The 19324-nt window shown below is 73.9% G+C and carries 19 protein-coding genes; 7 read left to right on the plus strand and 12 right to left on the minus strand.

Translation table 11 applies throughout. The annotated features are described in order from the left end of the window. Positions 1 to 115: 115 nt before the first annotated feature. From AC3WUG_RS16615 to AC3WUG_RS16650, 8 genes are all read right to left on the minus strand, one after another. Positions 116 to 415, minus strand: coding sequence for a DUF1540 domain-containing protein (locus AC3WUG_RS16615; protein ID WP_147795272.1), 300 nt, complete (start codon positions 413 to 415; stop codon positions 116 to 118). 180 nt (positions 416 to 595) lie between these two features. After that, positions 596 to 2965 (minus strand): HAD-IC family P-type ATPase, encoded by a 2370-nt coding sequence (locus AC3WUG_RS16620; protein WP_492328679.1) that lies wholly within the window; start codon positions 2963 to 2965, stop codon positions 596 to 598. A gap of 30 nt (positions 2966 to 2995) precedes the next feature. Beyond that, positions 2996 to 4276 (minus strand): YihY/virulence factor BrkB family protein, encoded by a 1281-nt coding sequence (locus AC3WUG_RS16625; RefSeq protein WP_492328680.1) that lies wholly within the window; start codon positions 4274 to 4276, stop codon positions 2996 to 2998. 97 nt (positions 4277 to 4373) lie between these two features. Then, complete coding sequence (locus AC3WUG_RS16630; protein WP_492328681.1) at positions 4374 to 4946, minus strand: TetR/AcrR family transcriptional regulator; 573 nt, start codon at positions 4944 to 4946, stop codon at positions 4374 to 4376. 3 nt (positions 4947 to 4949) lie between these two features. Further along, the gene (locus AC3WUG_RS16635) at positions 4950 to 5534 is read right to left on the minus strand and encodes a sugar O-acetyltransferase (RefSeq protein ID WP_492328682.1); all 585 of its coding nucleotides are present in this window, start codon (positions 5532 to 5534) and stop codon (positions 4950 to 4952) included. A gap of 43 nt (positions 5535 to 5577) precedes the next feature. After that, positions 5578 to 6162, minus strand: a complete 585-nt coding sequence (locus AC3WUG_RS16640) for a DapH/DapD/GlmU-related protein (protein WP_492328683.1) — start codon at positions 6160 to 6162, stop codon at positions 5578 to 5580. 65 nt (positions 6163 to 6227) lie between these two features. After that, complete coding sequence (locus AC3WUG_RS16645; RefSeq protein WP_492328684.1) at positions 6228 to 7277, minus strand: zinc-binding dehydrogenase; 1050 nt, start codon at positions 7275 to 7277, stop codon at positions 6228 to 6230. A 110-nt stretch (positions 7278 to 7387) separates the two neighbouring features. After that, positions 7388 to 8017: a Type 1 glutamine amidotransferase-like domain-containing protein gene (locus AC3WUG_RS16650; RefSeq protein ID WP_492328685.1), complete on the minus strand. Its 630-nt coding sequence runs from the start codon at positions 8015 to 8017 to the stop codon at positions 7388 to 7390. 140 nt (positions 8018 to 8157) lie between these two features. On the opposite strand from AC3WUG_RS16650, the gene AC3WUG_RS16655 reads away from it, so the two are divergent. Next, positions 8158 to 8796 carry a DedA family protein gene (locus AC3WUG_RS16655; RefSeq protein ID WP_492328686.1) on the plus strand — a complete coding sequence of 213 codons (639 nt, stop codon included), beginning with the start codon at positions 8158 to 8160 and terminating at the stop codon, positions 8794 to 8796. A 100-nt stretch (positions 8797 to 8896) separates the two neighbouring features. Then, complete coding sequence (locus tag AC3WUG_RS16660; RefSeq protein ID WP_492328687.1) at positions 8897 to 9202, plus strand: hypothetical protein; 306 nt, start codon at positions 8897 to 8899, stop codon at positions 9200 to 9202. An 85-nt stretch (positions 9203 to 9287) separates the two neighbouring features. Here the strand turns inward: AC3WUG_RS16660 and nrdF are convergent, their stop codons facing one another. From nrdF to nrdH, 4 genes are all read right to left on the minus strand, one after another. Then, entirely contained in the window at positions 9288 to 10262 is a 975-nt protein-coding gene (gene nrdF, locus AC3WUG_RS16665) for a class 1b ribonucleoside-diphosphate reductase subunit beta (RefSeq protein ID WP_147795262.1), read from the minus strand. Positions 10263 to 10396: 134 nt separating this feature from the next. Continuing rightward, positions 10397 to 12541 carry a class 1b ribonucleoside-diphosphate reductase subunit alpha gene (gene nrdE, locus AC3WUG_RS16670; protein ID WP_492328688.1) on the minus strand — a complete coding sequence of 715 codons (2145 nt, stop codon included), beginning with the start codon at positions 12539 to 12541 and terminating at the stop codon, positions 10397 to 10399. Then, positions 12538 to 12954, minus strand: coding sequence for a class Ib ribonucleoside-diphosphate reductase assembly flavoprotein NrdI (nrdI, locus tag AC3WUG_RS16675; protein ID WP_147795260.1), 417 nt, complete (start codon positions 12952 to 12954; stop codon positions 12538 to 12540). Before nrdI ends, nrdE begins: the two co-directional genes overlap by 4 nt. Positions 12955 to 13035: 81 nt before the next feature. Beyond that, entirely contained in the window at positions 13036 to 13281 is a 246-nt protein-coding gene (gene nrdH / locus AC3WUG_RS16680) for a glutaredoxin-like protein NrdH (RefSeq protein ID WP_147795259.1), read from the minus strand. A gap of 522 nt (positions 13282 to 13803) precedes the next feature. On the opposite strand from nrdH, the gene AC3WUG_RS16685 reads away from it, so the two are divergent. The 5 genes from AC3WUG_RS16685 (at position 13804) to AC3WUG_RS16705 (ending at position 19286) form a co-directional block, all read left to right on the plus strand. Beyond that, entirely contained in the window at positions 13804 to 15075 is a 1272-nt protein-coding gene (locus tag AC3WUG_RS16685) for an MFS transporter (RefSeq protein WP_492328689.1), read from the plus strand. Beyond that, positions 15072 to 15422: an ArsR/SmtB family transcription factor gene (locus AC3WUG_RS16690; RefSeq protein ID WP_492328690.1), complete on the plus strand. Its 351-nt coding sequence runs from the start codon at positions 15072 to 15074 to the stop codon at positions 15420 to 15422. Before AC3WUG_RS16685 ends, AC3WUG_RS16690 begins: the two co-directional genes overlap by 4 nt. Positions 15423 to 15645: 223 nt before the next feature. After that, the gene (locus AC3WUG_RS16695; RefSeq protein WP_492328691.1) at positions 15646 to 16389 is read left to right on the plus strand and encodes a GntR family transcriptional regulator; all 744 of its coding nucleotides are present in this window, start codon (positions 15646 to 15648) and stop codon (positions 16387 to 16389) included. Next, positions 16386 to 18230: an allophanate hydrolase gene (gene atzF / locus AC3WUG_RS16700; protein WP_492328692.1), complete on the plus strand. Its 1845-nt coding sequence runs from the start codon at positions 16386 to 16388 to the stop codon at positions 18228 to 18230. Before AC3WUG_RS16695 ends, atzF begins: the two co-directional genes overlap by 4 nt. Before the next feature lie 72 nt (positions 18231 to 18302). Continuing rightward, the gene (locus AC3WUG_RS16705) at positions 18303 to 19286 is read left to right on the plus strand and encodes an ABC transporter substrate-binding protein (RefSeq protein WP_492328693.1); all 984 of its coding nucleotides are present in this window, start codon (positions 18303 to 18305) and stop codon (positions 19284 to 19286) included. Positions 19287 to 19324 lie beyond the last annotated feature (38 nt).

The raw sequence follows: 19324 nt of genomic DNA on the forward strand, positions 1-19324 counted from the left end.
CCCCCCCCCCCACCGTTGACTCTTTGTACCGACCCCCCCTTCTCTTTTCCCTCCACAACCTTCCAGTGTCGCGGGGCGCAGCGCAGCCCGGGGGCGGGGCGCCTTCGCGCGCGGCTCAGGCCGGGGCGTAGGTGAGGCAGTCGGCCAGGTCGTGGCCGGCGCCCACGCGCACGGCGTCCGCCGCGCAGGTGAGGTGCTCGTTGTGCGTGCAGTCCGTGCGCTGGCAGGCGCCGACGTGCGAGACGACGCGGTCGAGCCCGCCCTTGACGTTCAGCGGGATGAACGTCGCGCACTTCGCGTCCCCGGCCGAGCCGGCGATCGTGATGGCGGCGGCGCTGCACGCGTGCTCGTGGTTGTACGAGCACCCGTCGACGGAGCACTCGGAGACGGGCGGCTGGTCCATGAGGGTGCTCATCGCGGGACCTCCGGGGGTCGAGGGGGCGTGCGTGTCCTGACCCGCCCGACGGTAGGCCGCGGATTTCCGCGCGTCTAGAAAGGAAGGCCTGGCTTACCCGCGAATCCGCTGGCCAGCGCCCCGACATTCATCGGAAAAGGAACCGGCGCACCGCCCCCCGGGCATTTCGCAACACCGGCGTCACGCATTTCCGTCCGACCGGCGCGCACCCGCACGGCGCAGCAGCGCGGCGGTCACCCGGCGCAGCAGCACGCCGACCACCGCGGCGGGCACCGCGACCGCCCAGACCCGGGCGTCGGTGGGGTCCAGGACGAACAGCCGCTGCCCGATCGGCGTGCCGACCGCGAGCGCCATGCCCAGCACCATCGCCGCCACCAGCCCGGCCTTCCAGGGCTGCAGCGGCCGGGCCACCTCGATCAGCACGTCGAACGCGGTGAGCACCAGCGCGAGGAACGCGGCCGTCGCGGTCAGCACGTGCGTGGCCTGGCCGTCGCCGATGACCGCGCGCGCGGCCACGTAGGCGCCGTAGGCCGCCGCGGCCACCGCCACGCCGCCGGGGACCGCGGCCGTCAGCACCCGCCGCACGAACCCGGGCCGGGCGGCCTCCTGGTTGGGGGCGAGCCCGAGCACGGTCGCGGGGATGCCGATCGTGAACCAGGCGATGAGCGTGACGTGCCGGGGCAGCAGCGGGAACGGCACGGCGCTGACGGCGACGACCAGCGCCAGCAGGATCGAGTACACCGTCTTGGACAGGAACAGCGTCGCGACCCGCTCGATGTTCGCGATGACCCGCCGGCCCTCGGCCACGACGTGCGGCAGCGTGGCGAAGTCGCTGTCGAGCAGCACGATCCGCGCCACCGCCCGCGCGGCCGGGCTGCCGTTGCCCATGGCGACGCCGACGTCGGCGTCCTTGAGCGCGAGCACGTCGTTCACGCCGTCGCCGGTCATCGCCACCGTGTGCCCGCGCGCGGTCAGCGCCCGCACCAGCCCGCGCTTCTGCTCCGGGGCGACCCGGCCCAGCACCACGGCGCGCTCCGCGGCGTCCGCGAGCGCCTCCTGCTCCTGCGGCAGCTCGCGCGCGTCCAGCACCGCGCCGGCGGGCAGGCCCACCTGACCCGCCACGGCCGCGACGGCGTTCGGCGCGTCCCCGGAGACGACCTTGACGGCCACCTGCTGCCGGGCGAAGTACGCGAGCGTGCCGGCGGCCTCGGGGCGGATCCGCTGGTCGAGGACCACCAGCGCGGCCGCGTGGCGGCCGGCGGGCAGCGCCGCCGCGTCCGGCGCACCGTCGAGGGCGGCGAGGGCCAGCACCCGGCGGCCCTGCCCGGCCTCGTCCGCGACCCGCAGGAGCGCCGGGTGCCCGGGCGGCAGCAGCACGTCCGGCGCCCCGAGCGCCCAGGCCCGGCCGTCCGCGGTCTGCACCGCGGCCCACCGGCGGGCGGAGGAGAACGGCACGACGGCGGCGGTGGCGGCGGGCTCCCGGTCGCCGACGTGCTCGACGACGGCCCGCAGGCTGGCGTTCGGCCGCTCCTCGGCTGCGCCCAGCGTCGCGAGCACGGTCGCGACCTGCTCCGGGCCGAGCGCGGGGTCCAGCACCTCGACCGACCGGACCCGCATCCCGTCCTCGGTCAGCGTGCCGGTCTTGTCGAAGCACACGACGTCGACCCGGGCGAGCGACTCCATCGCGGGCAGGTCCTGCACCAGGCACTGCCGGCGGCCGAGCCGGATCACGCCGACCGCCATCGCGACGCTCGTCATCAGCACCAGCCCCTCGGGCACCATCGGCACCACGGCCGCGACCATGCCGCGCAGGGCGTCGCTGGGGGCCTGGTCGTTGATCCAGAGCTGGTTGACCACGGTGAGCGCCGCCACGGGCACCAGCGCCCAGGTGATGTAGCGCAGGATCCGGTCGATCCCGGCGCGCAGGTCCGACGACGGCTTCTTGAACGCGGCGGCCTCCCGGGACAGGCGCGCGGCGTACGCGTCCTCGCCGACCCGGCTCGCGCGCAGCACCCCGGACCCGGCCACGACGACGCTGCCCGACAACAGCCGGTCGCCCGGGGCGGGGAGCACCGGCTCCGACTCGCCGGTGAGCAGGGACTCGTCGACCTCGAGGCCGGCCGTGCCGACCAGCTCGCCGTCGACCGGCACCTGGTCGCCCGCGGCCAGCCGCACCAGGTCGTCGACGACCAGCTCGGCGGGGTCGAGCTCCACGACGCCCGCGGCGCGCTGGACCGTCACGGGCGACCGGTTGAGCAGCGCCAGCCGGTCCAGGGTGCGCTTGGCGCGCACCTCCTGGACCATGCCGGCGGCGCTGTTCACGACGATGAGCAGCCCGAACAGGCCGTCGAGCAGGTGGCCCGTGCTCAGCACCACGAGGAACAGCACCAGGTAGATCGCGTTGACGCGCGTGAGGGTGTTGCTGCGCACGATCTCGGCCAGGCTGCGGCTGGTGCCGGTCTCGACCCGGTTCACGTCGCCGCGGGCGACCCGCTCGCGGACCTCGTCCGCCGTCAGCCCGCCGATCACCTCGGCCTCCTGGTGCACCATGCGTCGACGGTAGCCGGGATCGGGGGCCCCTCAGGGGCCGGGTGCGGCGGCGACCGGCGCGGGGGCCGCCGCGCGGCGCGCCCGCGGCCGCGCCGCGTCCACCTCGGCGTTCAGCACCCCGCCCAGCAGCACCGCGACGCTCGACAGCCAGATCCACAGGGCCGCCGCCAGCACGAGGCCGAGCATCTGCGCGGCGGCCTGCACGACCGCCGCGCTGCCGGCGTCGGCACCGGGCGTGTCCGGCACCGCGACGGCCACGTAGGCCACGAACCCGGTCGAGACCAGCAGCACCCCGAGCGTCCCCACCACCGCGCCGGGCAGGCAGCGCCGCCAGGTGCTCACGACGTTCGGCGCGTACCGGTACAGCAGGGTGAGGAACGCCCCGCCCAGCACCAGCACCGCGGGCCAGCGCAGCACCGACCACGCCGCGCGGAACGCGTCCCCCAGGCCCAGGCGGTCCGCGAGCGCGTCGCCCCCGCCCAGCAGCGGCCCGACGACGACCAGCAGCAGGACCGTCACCAGCGTGACCAGCGCACCGATCGTGAACGCGAACCCGAGCAGGTACTGCGTCACGATGTTCTGCCGGGACTCGACGCGGTAGGCGTCGTCCAGCGCCCGCACCGCGGCCCGGAACACCCGGCTCGCCAGGTAGAGCGTCACCGCGAGCGCCCCCAGGGCGAACCCGCCGCGCCGCTCGTCCAGGAGGCCGTCGACCAGCGGCGCCAGCACGTCGCTCGCCACCTGCTGGGCGAACACCGTCGCGAGCCCGTCCACGACGCTCGTGCGGATCTCGTCGACCTGCTCGTCGCCGAGCAGCGGCCGCAGGTACCCGAGGCTCGCACCCAGCGCGGTGGCGATCGGCACCAGCGAGATCAGTGCGTAGTAGGTCATCTCGGCGGCCAGACCGGTGATCCGCACCTCGCCCGACCGCACGACCGAGCGCACCGCGAGCGACGCGACGCCCCAGCCGCGCACCGTCAGCGGGTGCCGGTCGGCCAGCGCGACCGCCCGCTGCGCGACGGGCGTGCCACCCGCGCGCCGCGCCCGGCGGCGGGCCAGGCGCGGGCGCACGAGGCCGACGAGCCACCCCGCCGCGACGACCGCCAGCACCCCGGCCGCGACCGCGACGGCGCCGGCGAGCGCGGTGCGCCCTGCTCCCCCGCCGACGTCCGCCAGCCCGAGGCCGACCGCCCCCGCCGCGGACCATGCCAGGATCGTCGTCGCCGGGACCGGCAGCCGGTCGCGGACCCACGCGGAGCGCCGGGACAGCACGGCGACGGCGAGGCCGGCGAGCACGAGGACCAGGAGCACGGCGGCGGCTCAGGCCCCGGCGGCCGGCGCGGGGAGCGGAGTCGTCATGCGGCGACCCTACGGGGCGGCCGCGCCGCACGCGGCGTGCTCCCGGGCGTCAGGCGCGCACGATCCGGCGGACGGCCAGCTCGACGTCGGCGTCGTCGTGGGGCTCGTCGTCGAGCGCCCGGTGGATCGTCATGCCCTCGACCAGGGCGTCCAGGACCCGCGCCGTCACCGGGTCGAAGCACCGCTCGAGCGCCGCGCGGCTGCCGCGCATCCAGGTGTGCGTGAGCGTCCGGTAGGACGCGTCCCGGGCGGCCAGCGTGTACAGCTCGTGAGTCAGGACGAGCTCCCGCGACGTCGGGAAGACGTCCTGCAGGATCGAGTCCACGACCGCGCGGATCCCCGCCTCGACATCGCCCGGGGGCACCGCCTGCATCCGGGCGGTCACCCGGTCCGCGACCGTCTTCGCGAACCGGGTGAACGCCTCGCGCAGCAGCTCCTCGCGCCCGGTGAAGTGGTAGGTCATCGAGCCCAGCGGCACGCCCGCGGCCTCCGCGACGCGGCGGTGCGACGTGCCGTCGACGCCGTCCGTCGCGATCACCTCGAGGCAGGCGTCGATGATCCGGTCGCGCCGGCCCGGGTCGACGCGACGGGTGCGGGTGGGCACGGGCTCGGTCGACGTCATGCCTCAGATGATCTCGCGGATCACCCGGGCCGGGTTCCCGACGGCCACCACGCCCGGCGGGACGTCCTTGGTGACGACGGAGCCGGCGCCGACGACCGAGTTCTCGCCGATCGTCACGCCGGGGCACACGATGACGCCGCCGCCGAGCCAGACGTTGTCGCCGATGACGATGGGCTTCGCCGCCTCGAGCTTGTCGCGGCGCGGCTGCGCCTCGACCGGGTGGGTCGGGGTGAGCAGCTGCACGTGCGGGCCGATCTGGCAGTCGTCGCCGATCGTGATCGGTGCGACGTCCAGGGCGGTCAGGCCCATGTTGATGAACGTCCGCGCGCCGACGCTGATCCGGTCGCCGTAGTCGACGTGCACGGGCGCGCGCACGTGCGTGCCCTCCCCGATGCTACTGAACAGCTCCGCGAGGACGGCCTGGCCGGCGTCCGGGTCGTCGGCGTACGCGGCGGCGAACCGGGCCGCGGTCCGCACGGCCCTCGCCTGCGCCGCGGCGATCGTGGGGTCGTCGGCGATGTACAGGTCGCCCGCGAGCATCCGCTCGTGGTTCGTGCGCGGGTCGCCGGCGAAGTGGTCGGTCGTCATGCGTACGACCGTACATGTCGGCCCGGGCCGCCGCCGGGCCGCGTCAGGTCGCGGACGAGTCGAACCCGGTCGGTCGGACGAGGCGCGCCGGCACGCCCGCCACCACCGTGTCCGGGGCGACGTCCTTGGTGACGACGGCACCGGCCCCGACGACCGCCCCGTCGCCGATCGTCACGCCGGGGACGACCGTCACCGACGCGCCGAGCCACACCCGGCGGCCGATGACGACGGGCGCGGGCGTCATGTCGGCGCGGCGGGACGGGTCGAGCGCGTGGTCGAGCGTCGTCAGCGTCGTGCCGTGCCCGATCAGGGTGCCCTCGCCGATCCGGATGCCGCCCGTGTCCTGGAACCGGCAGCCCTGGTTGACGAACACGCCGGGGCCGAGCACCAGGTTCTTGCCGAACTCGGAGAAGAAGGGCGGGAACAGCGTCACGGACGCGTCGACCGGGCGGCCGGTGAGCCGGGCCAGCAGCGCGCGCACCTCGTCGGGGCTGCGGTAGCCGCCGTTGAGCTCCGCGACCACGCGGAGCGCGTCCTGGGCCGCGCCGTGCATGAACGCGTGCTCCGGGGAGCCGCCCACGACGGTCCGGCCGGCGTCGACGTGGGCGAGGAAGGTCGTCAGGTCCACGGGTGGTCCTCCTGGTGCGAGGACGCCGGCCCCGGCGGCGCGCGCCGGGGCCGGTGTCCGGTGGGTCAGGGGCGGAGCATGACCTTGAGCGCCTCGCGGGCGTCCATGGCGCGGTAGCCCTCGGCGGCGTCGTCGAGCGACAGGGTCCGGTCGAACACGCGGCCGGGCTCGATCGTGCCGTCGAGGACCTGCCGGATCGCGTCCTCCAGGTACGCGCGGACGGGCGCCGGGCCGCCGTTGAGCGTGATGTTCCGGCCGAACAGCGACCCGAACCCGACCGGCGCGTCCTCGTACTGCGGCACGCCGACCCGGGAGATCACGCCGCCGGACCGCACGACGCCGTAGGCCTGCTCGTACGCGGGCATGTGGCCGACGGCCTCCAGCACCACGTGCGTGCCCTCGCCGTCGGTCAGGTCGAGGACGCGCGCGACGCCCTCGTCGCCCCGCTCGGCGACCACGTCGGTGGCGCCGAGCTCGCGGCCGAGGTCGGTGCGCGCGGTGTGCCGGCCCATGAGCACGATCCGCTCCGCGCCGAGCTGCTTCGCGGCGAGCACGGCGGACAGGCCGACCGCGCCGTCGCCGATCACGGTGACGGACTTCCCGGCCTCGACCCGGCCCATGTGCGCGGCGTGGTAGCCGGTCAGGTACACGTCGGACAGGGTGAGCAGCGAGGCGAGCAGCGACTCGTCCGCGGTCGCCGGGTCCACGTCCGGGACCACCACGAGGCTGCCGTCGGCCAGCGGGATGCGGGACAGCTCGGCCTGCAGGCCGTTCGTCTGCGGGGTGGCGTAGAACCCGCCGTGGGGGCACGCGGTCTGGAAGCCGTCGCGGCAGATCGGGCAGGTGTTGTCGCTGAACGCGAACGGGGCGATGACGAAGTCGCCCTTCGTCACCGAGGTGACGGCCGAGCCGGTCTCCTCGACGACGCCGATCAGCTCGTGGCCCATCGACTGGCCGCGCTCGGAGGCGGGCATCGAGTGGTACGGGTGCAGGTCCGAGCCGCAGACGCACGCGCGGACCGTGCGGACGATCGCGTCGGTGGGCTGCTGGATGACGGGCTCGGCGGTCTGCTCGACGCGGACGTCGCCCGCGCCGTACATGAAGGTGGCACGCATCGGGTGGGGGATCTCCTTCAGGAGTGGATCGGGATGCCCCTCCACCCTGCCCCCTCCGCGGCGCGGTCTCACGCCGGGAGCGGGGCCCTGTCAGTACCCCTCTCGACGGGTCAGGCCGAGGCGACGACCTTCCACCCGGGCCCGGTGACCAGCAGCGCCTCGTCGTCGCACAGCGGGACCAGCTCGTGGTCCGAGCCGTACCGGTCGAGCGTCCGGCCGATCAGCTCCAGCGGGTACGGCGGCAGCTTCCCGTCGGCGTGCGGCACGACGACCGCGTCGGTCAGCCCGAGACCGCGCCGGTCGGTCAGCCCCGGGGCCTCGGCCGGGTCGTCCATGAGCGTCGCCGGCTCGGCGCTCGGCCCGGCGACGATCGACCCCGCGCTCGACCCGATGTACGGCAGCCCGTCGCGGACGCGCTCGGCGACCACCGCGTCCGCCCCGGACGACCGCAGGGCGTCGAGCAGCGCGAACGTGTTGCCGCCGGCGACGTAGAGCGCGTCGACGCCGTCCAGGGCGTCGGCCACCTCCTGGGCGGTCGCACCGGTGAGGCGGACGTCGACCACCGCGTGCCCGAGGGCGGCGACCCGGTCCCGCTCGGCGACGGCCCACGGCGCGGCCGCGTCGGCGCGGGCCGCGTCGGGGACGTAGCCGATGGCGAGCGGGCGGTCGGCGGGCGCGTGGTCGGCGAGGAAGGCGGGCACGGCGCCGTGGCCGAGCGAGAGCAGCAGCAGGGAGGGCACGGGGCGACGGTACGCGGTGCGACGCGCTCCTCGTCCACGGGGCGACTGCGGGCGTCCGACGCGGGGAGGGAGTCGCGCGTCACCCCGCGGTCACCCGCCGGCGTCATCCCATGACTCGCGGACGGGCGGATACTGGACAGGTGAACCTCCTCGACCCCGGCAGCCTCCTCACGGCGTTCGGGGTCGGCGGGATCTTCGTGATCCTGCTGCTCGAGACCGGGCTGCTCGTCGGGTTCCTGCTGCCGGGCGACACGCTGCTCCTCGCCGCGGGCGTCTTCGCCGCCGGCCCCGAGCCGCGCCTCCCGCTCGTGGGCGTCCTCCTCGCCGCGACCGCCGGCGCGCTGCTCGGCGCCCAGGGCGGCTACCTGCTCGGCCGCGCGGGTGGGCGGTGGGTCACCCGGACCTCCCCCGACGGGCGGCTGCACGCGGCGCTCGACCGCGCCGGGGCGATGGTCGAGCGGTACGGGACGGCGCGCACGATCGTGCTCGCGCGGTTCATCCCGGTCGTCCGGACGGTGATCAACCCGCTCGCCGGGATGACGCAGGTCCCGGCGCGCACCTTCACCGTGTGGCAGGTCGTGGGCGGCGCCGTGTGGGCGAGCGCGATCCCGCTGGCCGGCTGGGCGCTCGGCACCCGGGTCCCCGGGCTCGAGCGGTACGTCACCGGGCTGGTGGTCGTGGCGGTCGGGCTCACGGTGGTGACGAGCCTGGTGCAGTGGCTGCGGACGCGGCGCGGGGCGGGCGCCGCGACGACGGACGACGTCGCGGGCGGGCGGTAGCACAGCCGACCGCCCGGGGGTCACGACCTTCGGGACCCCGATCGCGCCTCCGGGGCCGGGAGACTCGACGGACCCGCCCCCGGACGTCAGGACCACTCGCGTGACCGCCCCCCAGCCCGACGCTGCGTCGGACCCGACCGCCCCCCGCGCGATGTCCGTCACCGTGGTCGCGCCCGACCGGGTGCTGCTGTCGGGACCGGCGGTGCGCGTCACGGTGCCGTCCGTGGCAGGCTCGCTCGGCATCCTCGCGCGCCACGAGCCGGTGGCGGCGCTGCTCGGCGCGGGCGCGGTGCGGGTCGTGCCGGTGGACGGCGCCGAGGTCGAGCTGCACATCACCGGCGGGTTCGTCGTGGTCGACGACGACCAGGTGACGGTGCTCGTCGACGCGGCGCGCGCGGACGGCTGACCGCCCCGTCGAGCCGCCGCGACGACGACGCCCCGCCGAGCGCGGGGCTCGACGGGGCGGTCGGTGCTGCGGAGTCAGGCCGGGATCAGAAGTCCCAGTCCTCGTCCTCGGTGTTCACGGCCTTGCCGATGACGTACGAGGAGCCCGAGCCGGAGAAGAAGTCGTGGTTCTCGTCGGCGTTCGGGGACAGGGCCGAGAGGATCGCCGGGTTGACGTTCGTCTCGTCCTTCGGGAAGAGCGCCTCGTAGCCCAGGTTCATCAGGGCCTTGTTGGCGTTGTACCGCAGGAACGCCTTGACGTCCTCGGTGAGGCCCAGGGGGTCGTACAGGTCCTGGGTGTACTCCACCTCGTTGTCGTACAGCTCGAAGAGCAGCTCGAAGGTGTAGTCCTTCAGCTCCTGGCGCTCGGGCTCGGTGAGCTTCTCGAGGCCCTTCTGGAACTTGTAGCCGATGTAGTACCCATGCACGGCCTCGTCACGGATGATGAGGCGGATCAGGTCGGCCGTGTTGGTGAGCTTGGCCCGCGAGGACCAGTACATCGGCGCGTAGAAGCCGGAGTAGAACAGGAACGACTCGAGCATGGTCGAGGCGACCTTGCGCTTGAGCGGCTCGTCGCCCCGGTAGTAGTCGAGGACGATCTCGGCCTTGCGCTGCAGGTTCGGGTTCTCCTCCGACCAGCGGAAGGCCTCGTCGATCTCGCGCGTCGAGATCAGCGTCGAGAAGATCGACGAGTACGACTTGGCGTGCACCGACTCCATGAACGCGATGTTGGTGTACACCGCCTCCTCGTGGGGGGTCAGCGCGTCCGGGATGAGCGAGACGGCGCCGACGGTGCCCTGGATCGTGTCGAGCAGGGTCAGGCCCGTGAACACGCGGGTCGTCATCTGCTTCTCGACGTCGGACAGCGTCGCCCAGGACTGGATGTCGTTCGACACCGGCACCTTCTCGGGGAGCCAGAAGTTGCCGACGAGCCGGTCCCAGACCTCGACGTCCTTCTCGTCCTCGACGCGGTTCCAGTTGATCGCCTGGACCCGGTCGACCAACTTCAGCTTCTCGGCCATCACTGCTCCATGTCGTGTCCGGTGCCGCGCCCTCCGCGGCTCGTGCGGGTCGGTGCCCGCCTCGGTCTGCCCCCTATGGTGCACCCTCGCGCGAGCGCGCCGGCCGGGTCAGGACCCGGCCGGCGCACGTCGCGTCAGAGCATGCAGGAGACGCAGCCCTCGACCTCGGTGCCCTCGAGCGCCATCTGCCGCAGGCGGATGTAGTAGATCGTCTTGATGCCCTTGCGCCAGGCGTAGATCTGCGCCTTGTTGATGTCGCGGGTGGTGGCGGTGTCCTTGAAGAACAGGGTCAGCGACAGGCCCTGGTCCACGTGCTGCGTGGCCTCGGCGTACGTGTCGATGATCTTCTCGTAGCCGATCTCGTACGCGTCGTCGTAGTACTCCAGGTTGTCGTTCGTCATGAACGGCGCCGGGTAGTACACGCGCCCGAGCTTGCCCTCCTTGCGGATCTCGATCTTCGACGCGATCGGGTGGATCGACGACGTCGAGTTGTTGATGTACGAGATCGAGCCCGTCGGCGGGACCGCCTGGAGGTTCTGGTTGTAGATGCCGTGCTCGCGCACCGACTCCGCCAGCTCGCGCCAGTCGTCCTGCGTCGGGATGTGCACGCCGGAGGTGGCGAACAGCTCGGCGACGCGGGCCGTCTTCGGCACCCAGGTGCCCTCGATGTACTTCTGGAAGTACTCGCCGGTCGCGTACTTCGAGTCCTCGAAGCCGGCGAACGCCTGGCCCCGCTCCTTGGCGAGCAGGTTCGAGGCGCGGATGGCGTGGTACGCCACCGTGTAGAAGTAGATGTTCGTGAAGTCCAGGCCCTCCTCGGACCCGTAGAAGATCCGCTCGCGCGCCAGGTACCCGTGCAGGTTCATCTGCCCGAGGCCGATGGCGTGGCCGCCGCGGTTCGCCCGCTTCACGGACGGCACCGACTCGATGTCGGTCTGGTCGGACACCGCGGTGAGCGCGCGGATCGCGGTCTCGACCGAGCGGCCGAAGTCCGGCGAGTCCATCGCGAGCGCGATGTTCATCGAGCCGAGGTTGCAGGAGATGTCGCGGCCGACGTGGTCGTACGACAGGTCCTCGTTGAAGGTCGAGGGCGTCGAGACCTGGAGGATCTCCGAGCACAGGTTCGAGTGCGTGATCTTGCCCTTGATGGGGTTGGCCTTGTTGGCCGTGTCCTCGAACAGGATGTACGGGTAGCCCGACTCGAACTGCAGCTCGGCCAGCGTCTGGAAGAAGTCGCGAGCCTTGATCTTCTGCTTGCGGATGCGTCCGTCGTCGACCATCGCGCGGTAGTTCTCGGAGACGTTCACGTCGGCGAACGGCTTGCCGTAGACGCGCTCGACGTCGTACGGCGAGAACAGGTACATGTCCTCGTTGTTCTTGGCCAGCTCGAACGTGATGTCCGGGATGACGACGCCCAGCGACAGGGTCTTGATGCGGATCTTCTCGTCCGCGTTCTCCCGCTTGGTGTCGAGGAACCGCATGATGTCCGGGTGGTGCGCGTGCAGGTACACGGCACCAGCGCCCTGGCGGGCACCCAGCTGGTTCGCGTAGGAGAAGGAGTCCTCGAGCAGCTTCATCACGGGGATGACGCCGGACGACTGGTTCTCGATGTGCTTGATCGGCGCGCCGTGCTCGCGGATGTTCGAGAGCAGCAGGGCCACGCCGCCGCCGCGCTTGGACAGCTGCAGGGCGGAGTTGATGCCGCGCGCGATCGACTCCATGTTGTCCTCGATGCGCAGCAGGAAGCAGGACACGGGCTCGCCGCGCTGCGCCTTGCCGAGGTTGAGGAACGTCGGGGTCGCCGGCTGGAAGCGGCCGGACACGATCTCGTCGACGAGCTGCGTCGCGAAGGTCTCGTCACCCTCGGCCAGCGCGAGCGCCACCATGGTGACGCGGTCCTCGAAGCGCTCCAGGTACCGCTTGCCGTCGAACGTCTTGAGCGTGTACGAGGTGTAGTACTTGAACGCGCCGAGGAAGGTCTGGAACCGGAACTTCTTCGAGTACGCGTGCTTGAACAGCGCCTTGATGAACTCCGGGGTGTACTGCGCGAGGACCTCGGCCTCGTAGTACTTGTTCTCGACCAGGTAGTCGAGCTTCTCCTCGATGTCGTGGAAGAAGACCGTGTTCTGGTTGACGTGCTGCAGGAAGTACTGCCGCGCCGCCTCCCGGTCCTTGTCGAACTGGATCTCCCCGTTCGCGCCGTAGAGGTTCAGCATCGCGTTGAGCGAGTGGTAGTCCATCTCGGGCGTGATGGTGATGACCTCGGTCGCGTCGGTCATGCCGGCGTCGGTGAGTGTCGCTGCCAAAATCGTCCCCATCCCTCTCGGACGCGTCGCACGTCCTCGGTCGTTCCCATGAGCTCGAAGGCGTACAGGTACGGGACCTGGCACTTCGCCGCGATGATGTCTCCGGCCATGCAGTAGTGCGCGCCGAAGTTGGTGTTCCCCGCCGCGATCACGCCGCGGATCAGGGAGCGGTTGGTCGCGTCGTTCAGGAACTTGACGACCTGCCGCGGGACCGCGCCGCCCTCGTTGCCGCCGCCGTACGTGGGGACCACCAGGACATAGGGGTCCCGCACGTGCAGGAACGGCTCCGACGGACGGAGCGGGATCCGCGTGGCGTCGATGTCCAGCTTGTCGACGAACCGGCGGGTGTTCTCCGAGACGGAGGAGAAGTAGACCAGGGAGCTCAACGCCCCACCCCTCCTCGCCCCGGGTGGATCGTGGACCCGTGCGGCCGTGCCGCCCGGGTCACCGGGCGGCGCACGGCCGCGTCAGGCGACGGAGACCGCGGCGCGGTCGGCGAGCGCCTTGATCTGGTCCGGGCGGTAGCCCGACCAGTGGTTGCCGTCGGCCACGACGACCGGGGCCTGCAGGTGGCCGAGGGACATGACGTAGTCACGCGCGTCGGCGTCCTCCGTGATGTCCACGACCTCGTACTGCAGGCCGGCCTTGTCCATGGCGCGGTAGGTCGCGTTGCACTGGACGCAGGACGGCTTGCTGTAGACGGTGATGGTCATCGCTGTCTCCCCGGTGTGAAAAGGCCTGGCTGGTACGTGCGCCCCCGCGCCCGCCCCGCATGCTGCTGGTGGTGCTGTGGTGCCGCTCTCGGGCCGCTGCGGCCGGGCCGGTCGGGCGTCTCTCGACGTCCCCGGGCCCTTCGTCCAGCGGCGAGTCACGACACTACACCTAGTGGTGCGTCCGGCAAGAGACCACTAGGGCTGGTGTTACACACATGTCGTTTCCACAGGCTGTGCACCGCCGCCCCGGTGTCCGACTTCATCCACAGGCTACGGGCGACCACTGACACTCCCCCGCGTGGCGAGGCCTGCTGGAAGGCCTGGTCGTCCACAGGTATCCCCAGGTCACGCACAGGGCGGCGCACATGTGGACGACCGTGATTCACCCGCACGGCGGGGTGACGCACGTCGCCCGCGGATCCCGTCGGGGCCCGTCGAGGCACGGCGTGTCGTGCGCCCGTCGGCGTGTCGCGACGGGCCGTCATAGTTGCGTGTGCGCGCAGACACGCAGACACTGGTCCAGTGCTGCGCGCACTCTCCCACCCCGTGTACCGCCGGCTGTTCCTCGCCCAGGTCGTCGCCCTGGCCGGCACCGGCCTCGCGACCGTCGCCCTCGGTCTCGTCGCCTACGACCTGGCGGGCGCCGACGCCGGCGCCGTCCTCGGCACCGCGCTGGCGGTGAAGATGGTCGCCTACGTGCTCGTCGCCCCGCTGGCGGCCGCGGCCGTGGCACGACTCCCCCGGCGGCACGTCCTGGTCGGCGCCGACTCGCTGCGGCTCGTCGTCGCGCTCGGGCTCCCGTTCGTCGACCAGGCCTGGCAGGTCTACCTGCTGGTGTTCGTGCTCCAGGCGGCGTCGGCGACGTTCACGCCCACCTTCCAGTCCGTGGTGCCGGACGCGCTCCCTGACGAGGAGGACTACACCGCCGCGCTGTCGCTGTCCCGGCTCGCCTCCGACCTCGAGGCCGTCCTCTCGCCCGCGCTCGCCGCGGCGCTGCTGCTCGTCGTGCCCGCGTCGACGCTGTTCCTCGGCACGGCCGCGGGGTTCGCCGGGTCGGCCGTCCTGGTGCTGGCGACCGTCGTCCCGGCGCGCGCCCGGCCCGCCGACGAGGACGGCCCCGAGGCGCCGTTCGGCCGGCGCGCGCGCCACGGCACGCTGCTGCTGGTCCGGACGCCCGCGCTGCGCCCGGTGCTCGCGCTCAACCTGGCCGTGGCCGCGTCCGGCGCGTTCGTGCTCGTGCAGACGGTGGTCGTCGCAAGGTCGACCTTCGGCGCGGGCGAGGGCGCGGTCGCGGTGCTGCTCGCGGTGAACGGCGCGGGGTCGATGCTCGCGGCGCTGCTGCTGCCGCAGGTGCTGCGGCGCGCGCCCGAGCGACGGGTGATGCTCGGCGCGGCGGCGCTGCTGGCCGGGGCGACGGCGCTGGTCCCGCTCGCCCTCGCGGCGCCCCGGACCGCCGGGCTCACGGCGGTCGGCGCGCTGTGGCTGGTCGTCGGGCTCGGCTGGTCCGCGGTGGAGACCCCGGTCGGCCGCATCGTCCGGCGCAGCGTGCCCGCGCGGGACCTCCCCGCGGCGTTCGCGGCACAGTTCTCCCTGGCGCACGCCTGCTGGCTCGTCACCTACCCGCTGGCCGGCTGGCTCGGCGGCACCGGCGCGCTCGGGCCGGGCGGGACCGCGGTCCTGCTGGCGGTCGTGGCAGCGGGCGCCGGGATCGCGGCGTCCGCGCTGTGGCCCCGCGCCACCGACGCCGCGGCCGACCCCGAGCCGACCCCGGCCGGGGAACCGGTGCGATCATGACGACCGTGGTCACCCCGCAGCAGCAGCGCAGCGCGCCCCCGGACGCCGACCTCGACCACGCCGTCGAGGTGCTCCGGCTGCTCGCCGACCGGACCCGGCTCGCCATCCTGGCCATGCTCGCCGGCACCGAGATGTCGGTGTCGGCGATCGCCGCGGAGCTCGGGCGCCCCGGGCCGGCGGTGTCCCAGCACCTCGCCCGGCTCCGGGCCGGCCGGCTCGTCACCGCCCGCCGCGACGGCACGACGATGTACTACAGCCAGCCCGACGAGCACGTCGCGGCGCTCGTGACGAACGTGCTGCACCACTCCGAGCACGTGCTCTACGTGACGCCGCCGCACCACCGCTGACGCGCGGGGCAGAGCCCGGATCCACCTCGGTGCTCGTCCGGGCAGGTTCGCGCTCACGTGCGCGCGGGACGACTCCCTGCGCGCCCCCACGGGCCCGGTGCCGACCACCGCGCCCTCGCGCGCGCGGGCGCGGTGAGCAGCTGTCGGCCCCCGCGCAGATCGTCACCTGCCCGCAACATCCGCCGCCACGTGCGGAAACATGTACCCGGTTCTGTATACAGACATGAGTACAGACGTGGTCCCCGGCGCGGGACAGGCAGCCGCGGCCGGCCCCGAGGGGTCCGGCACCTCGCGCCGCGAGCGCGTCTACCTGACCATCCGCGACGAGCTGATGAGCGGCCGGGTCTCCCCGTACGAGCGGCTGACCGAGGAGCGGCTGGCCGAGCGGCACGGCGTGTCCCGGACCCCGGTGCGCGAGGCGCTGGCCCGCCTGCTGGCCGACGGGATCGTCGTGAAGCGCGAGAGCGGCCTGCACCTGTACGTGCCGAGCTTCCGCGAGCTGACCGACCTGTACGAGCTGCGGATTACGCTCGAGCTGCGCGGCCTGACCCGGGCGCTCGAGGACCCGACGGTGCACCACGACCGCGCCCGCCTCGAGGGCGAGCTGGACCACTGGTACGGCTTCCGTGACGACCGCCCCGCGCCGGACGCCGGGTTCGTCAGCCAGGACGAGCGGTTCCACTTCACGCTGCTCGACTCCTCCGGCAACCCGGCGCTGACCCAGGCGCTGGCGCAGACGAACCGCCGGATCCGGTCGGTGCGCATGTACGACTACCTCACCGAGGACCGGATGGCGGCGACCATCACCGAGCACATCGGCATCGCCGAGCTCGTGGTGCGCGACCGGCTGCCGCAGGCGCTGGAGGCGCTGCGCGCCCACGTCGGCGCCTCGCGGGAGGTCGTGATGGAGCGCGCCGCCGCCGCGCTGGAGATGACCCGCCTGATGGCCCGCGAGGAGCAGCGATGACCGCCACGACCACCACCCCCGCGACCGGGCCGGCGCGCACCGCGCTGGACCGGGTCGACCGCGCCTTCGCCGCCCTGGAGGCGGCCGCCCGCCCCGACGTGTGGACGCTGGTCCGCGACCGCGCAGACGTCGAGGACGAGGCCCGCGCCGTCGATGCCCGCGTCGCCGCCGGTGAGTCGCTGCCGCTGGCCGGGCTGGTGCTCGCCGTCAAGGACAACATCGACGTCGCCGGCCTGCCGACCACCGCCGCGCACCCCGCGCACCAGGTCGTCGCCGCGCGGTCCGCCACGGTCGTGGACCTGCTGCGCGCCGCCGGGGCCGTCGTGCTCGGCAAGACCAACCTCGACCAGTTCGCGACCGGGCTCACCGGCAGCCGCAGCCCGTACGGCGCGGTGGCGAGCGCCGTGGCGCCGGACCGGGTGTCGGGCGGCTCGTCCTCCGGGTCCGCGGTCGCCGTCGCGCTCGGGGTCGCCGACCTGGCCCTCGGCACCGACACCGCCGGCTCCGGCCGGGTGCCCGCCGCGTTCAACCGGGTCGTCGGCATCAAGCCGACGCTCGGGCTGGTGCCGAAGGACGGCGTCGTGCCGGCGTGCGCGTCCTACGACTGCGTGACCGTGCTGGCGCGCGACCTCGACCTGGCCCGGCGGGCGATGGCCGTGATGGCCGCGCCGAGTGCCCTCGACCCCTCGTCGCGCACCTGGCCGGCGGACGTCCGGCTGGCGGCCCCCGCGGCGCCCGTCGTCGCGGTGCCACGGGACGCCGACCTCGCCGAGGTCGCCCCGGGCGTGCGGGCGCTGTTCGACGCCGCGGTCGCCCGGCTGGTCGAGGCGGGCGCGACCACGCGGGTCGTCGACCTGACGCCGTTCCTCGCCGCCGCCCGGCTGCTGTACGGCGGCGGGCTGGTCGCCGAGCGGTACGCAGCGTTCGGCGCGTACCTGGCCGAGCACCCCGAGGGTGCGGACCCGTCGGTCGCCCGCATCGCCGCCGACGCCGGCCGGGTCTCCGCGGCCGAGTACCAGGCGGCCCGGGACGAGGTCGCCGCCCTGCGGGCCACGGCGCTCGCCGCGCTCGACGGCTGCGACGCCCTGCTCGTCCCGACCGCGCCGGAGCACCCGACCCTCGCGGAGGTGGCCGCCGCGCCGCTCACCACCAACGCGCGGCTCGGGCTGTTCACCAACTTCGTCAACCTGTTCGACATGGCCGGCGTCGCGATGCCGCTCGGCCCGACCGGCGCCGGCGAGGCGGGCGTCACCGTCCTGACCCGGGCGTTCGACGACCAGGTCGCGCTCGACCTCGCCGCGCTGCTGGAGAAGGACGGCCGGGCCGACGACGCCGGGTGGCGCACGCTGCCCGCCGCCGACGCGCCCGCGCCCGCTCCCCTGCCGACGGCGGGCGTCCCGGTCGTCGTGTTCGGCGCGCACCTCCGCGGCGAGCCGCTGCACCCGGAGCTGCTGGCGCTCGGCGCCCGCTGGGTCGGCCCGGTCCGCACGGCGCCCGACTACCGGATGCTCGCGCTGGCGACGACCCCGGCGAAGCCGCTGGTGCACGCCGTCGCCCCCGGGACCGGCGGGTCCCTGGAGGGCGAGGAGTACCTGCTCACCCCCGACGCCCTCGGCCGGCTCCTGCTGTCGATCCCGGCGCCGCTCGGCCTCGGCCGGGTCCGGACCGACGACGGCCGCGAGGTCGTCGGCTTCGTCGGCCAGCCCGGCGCCGCGCCGGACGCCGCGGACGTGACGCACCTCGGCGGGTGGCGCGCCGCCCGCGCCGCGAGCGCCGCCGCCCCGCCCACGGTTCCCGGCGCGGCCGGCGCCGACCCGCGTGGGTCCGGCCGGAAGCCGTAGGCCGCGCCACCCCCACGAACCTCCCGACCACACCCTCCCGACCCCCTGCACGCCGAGAGAGAAGAGACCCCCGTGCGCCTCAGCCGCCCCCTCGTGACCGCCTCCGCCGTCCTGCTCGTCGCCGGCCTCGCCGCCTGCTCCCCCGACTCCGCGGGCGCCGCCCCGGCCGACGGCGACGGCCCGATCGTGGTCACCGTCGGCACCCTCAAGGGCCAGCCGCACCTCTACGCCCCGTTCCTCTACGAGGACCTGGCGCCGGAGGGCGTCGAGTTCGAGGTCGTGCAGTTCGACACCTCGCCCGACATCAAGAACGCCGTGGTGAGCGGCAACATCGACTTCGGCGTCGCGGGCGTCCCGTCCGCCGTGTCGGGCGCCGCGGCGGGCCAGGACGTCGTGGTGGTCGCCGCGGCGGCCGACGGCGGCTCCGGCATCATCGGCCGCGAGGGTCTGGACGGCGTCGAGTCGCTGGCCGGCCTGACCGTCGGGTACCCGCAGGGCTCGTCGCAGGAGATCCTGCTCCGCCTCACCCTCGAGGCCGCCGGGATGGACGCCGACTCCGACCTCGAGCTGGTCAACCTGCCGTTCTCCGACATGGCGGGCGCGCTGGCCGCCGGCCGGATCGACGCGTTCGCCTCGGCCGAGCTCGGCCCGTCGACCGCCCTGCAGGCCGGCGCCGTCGAGGTGGCCTCGCCGTACGACACCCCGGTCGGCCGCGTGAACATCGGCCTGTACACGACCGGCGAGCTCATCGAGAGCGACCCGGAGCTCGTGCAGGAGGTCGTCGACACGCACGTGCGGGCCACCGAGCAGATGGCCGCCGACCCGCAGGCGTGGGCGGACGGCGTGGTCGCCGAGTTCGGCATCGACCAGGCCGTCGTCGACACCGCGGTGCAGAACATCTGGCCGCGCTGGGAGATCGACGACGAGTACGCCGCGCAGGTCGGCGCGCTCGTCGAGCAGATGGCCGACCTGAAGCAGATCGACGGCGAGGTCGACGTGGACGCGCTGCTCGACACCACGTTCGTCGAGGCCACCGAGGCCGGCGGCGACTCCTGACCACCCGGTGCGCCGGCCCGGCCCGGCCGGGCCGGCGC

It is taken from the genome of Cellulomonas sp. EB106-03-03-XG116 (assembly GCF_058792015.1).

Coding starts and splice junctions, on each gene's coding strand:
- AC3WUG_RS16615 (WP_147795272.1), bottom strand. CDS start 415: ATGAGCACCCTCATGGACCAGCCGCCCGTCTCCGAGTGCTCCGTCGAC.
- AC3WUG_RS16620 (WP_492328679.1), bottom strand. CDS start 2,965: ATGGTGCACCAGGAGGCCGAGGTGATCGGCGGGCTGACGGCGGACGAG.
- AC3WUG_RS16630 (WP_492328681.1), bottom strand. CDS start 4,946: ATGACGTCGACCGAGCCCGTGCCCACCCGCACCCGTCGCGTCGACCCG.
- AC3WUG_RS16635 (WP_492328682.1), bottom strand. CDS start 5,534: ATGACGACCGACCACTTCGCCGGCGACCCGCGCACGAACCACGAGCGG.
- AC3WUG_RS16645 (WP_492328684.1), bottom strand. CDS start 7,277: ATGCGTGCCACCTTCATGTACGGCGCGGGCGACGTCCGCGTCGAGCAG.
- nrdF (WP_147795262.1), bottom strand. CDS start 10,262: ATGGCCGAGAAGCTGAAGTTGGTCGACCGGGTCCAGGCGATCAACTGG.
- nrdE (WP_492328688.1), bottom strand. CDS start 12,541: ATGACCGACGCGACCGAGGTCATCACCATCACGCCCGAGATGGACTAC.
- nrdH (WP_147795259.1), bottom strand. CDS start 13,281: ATGACCATCACCGTCTACAGCAAGCCGTCCTGCGTCCAGTGCAACGCG.
- AC3WUG_RS16690 (WP_492328690.1), top strand. CDS start 15,072: ATGACGACCGTGGTCACCCCGCAGCAGCAGCGCAGCGCGCCCCCGGAC.
- AC3WUG_RS16695 (WP_492328691.1), top strand. CDS start 15,646: ATGAGTACAGACGTGGTCCCCGGCGCGGGACAGGCAGCCGCGGCCGGC.
- atzF (WP_492328692.1), top strand. CDS start 16,386: ATGACCGCCACGACCACCACCCCCGCGACCGGGCCGGCGCGCACCGCG.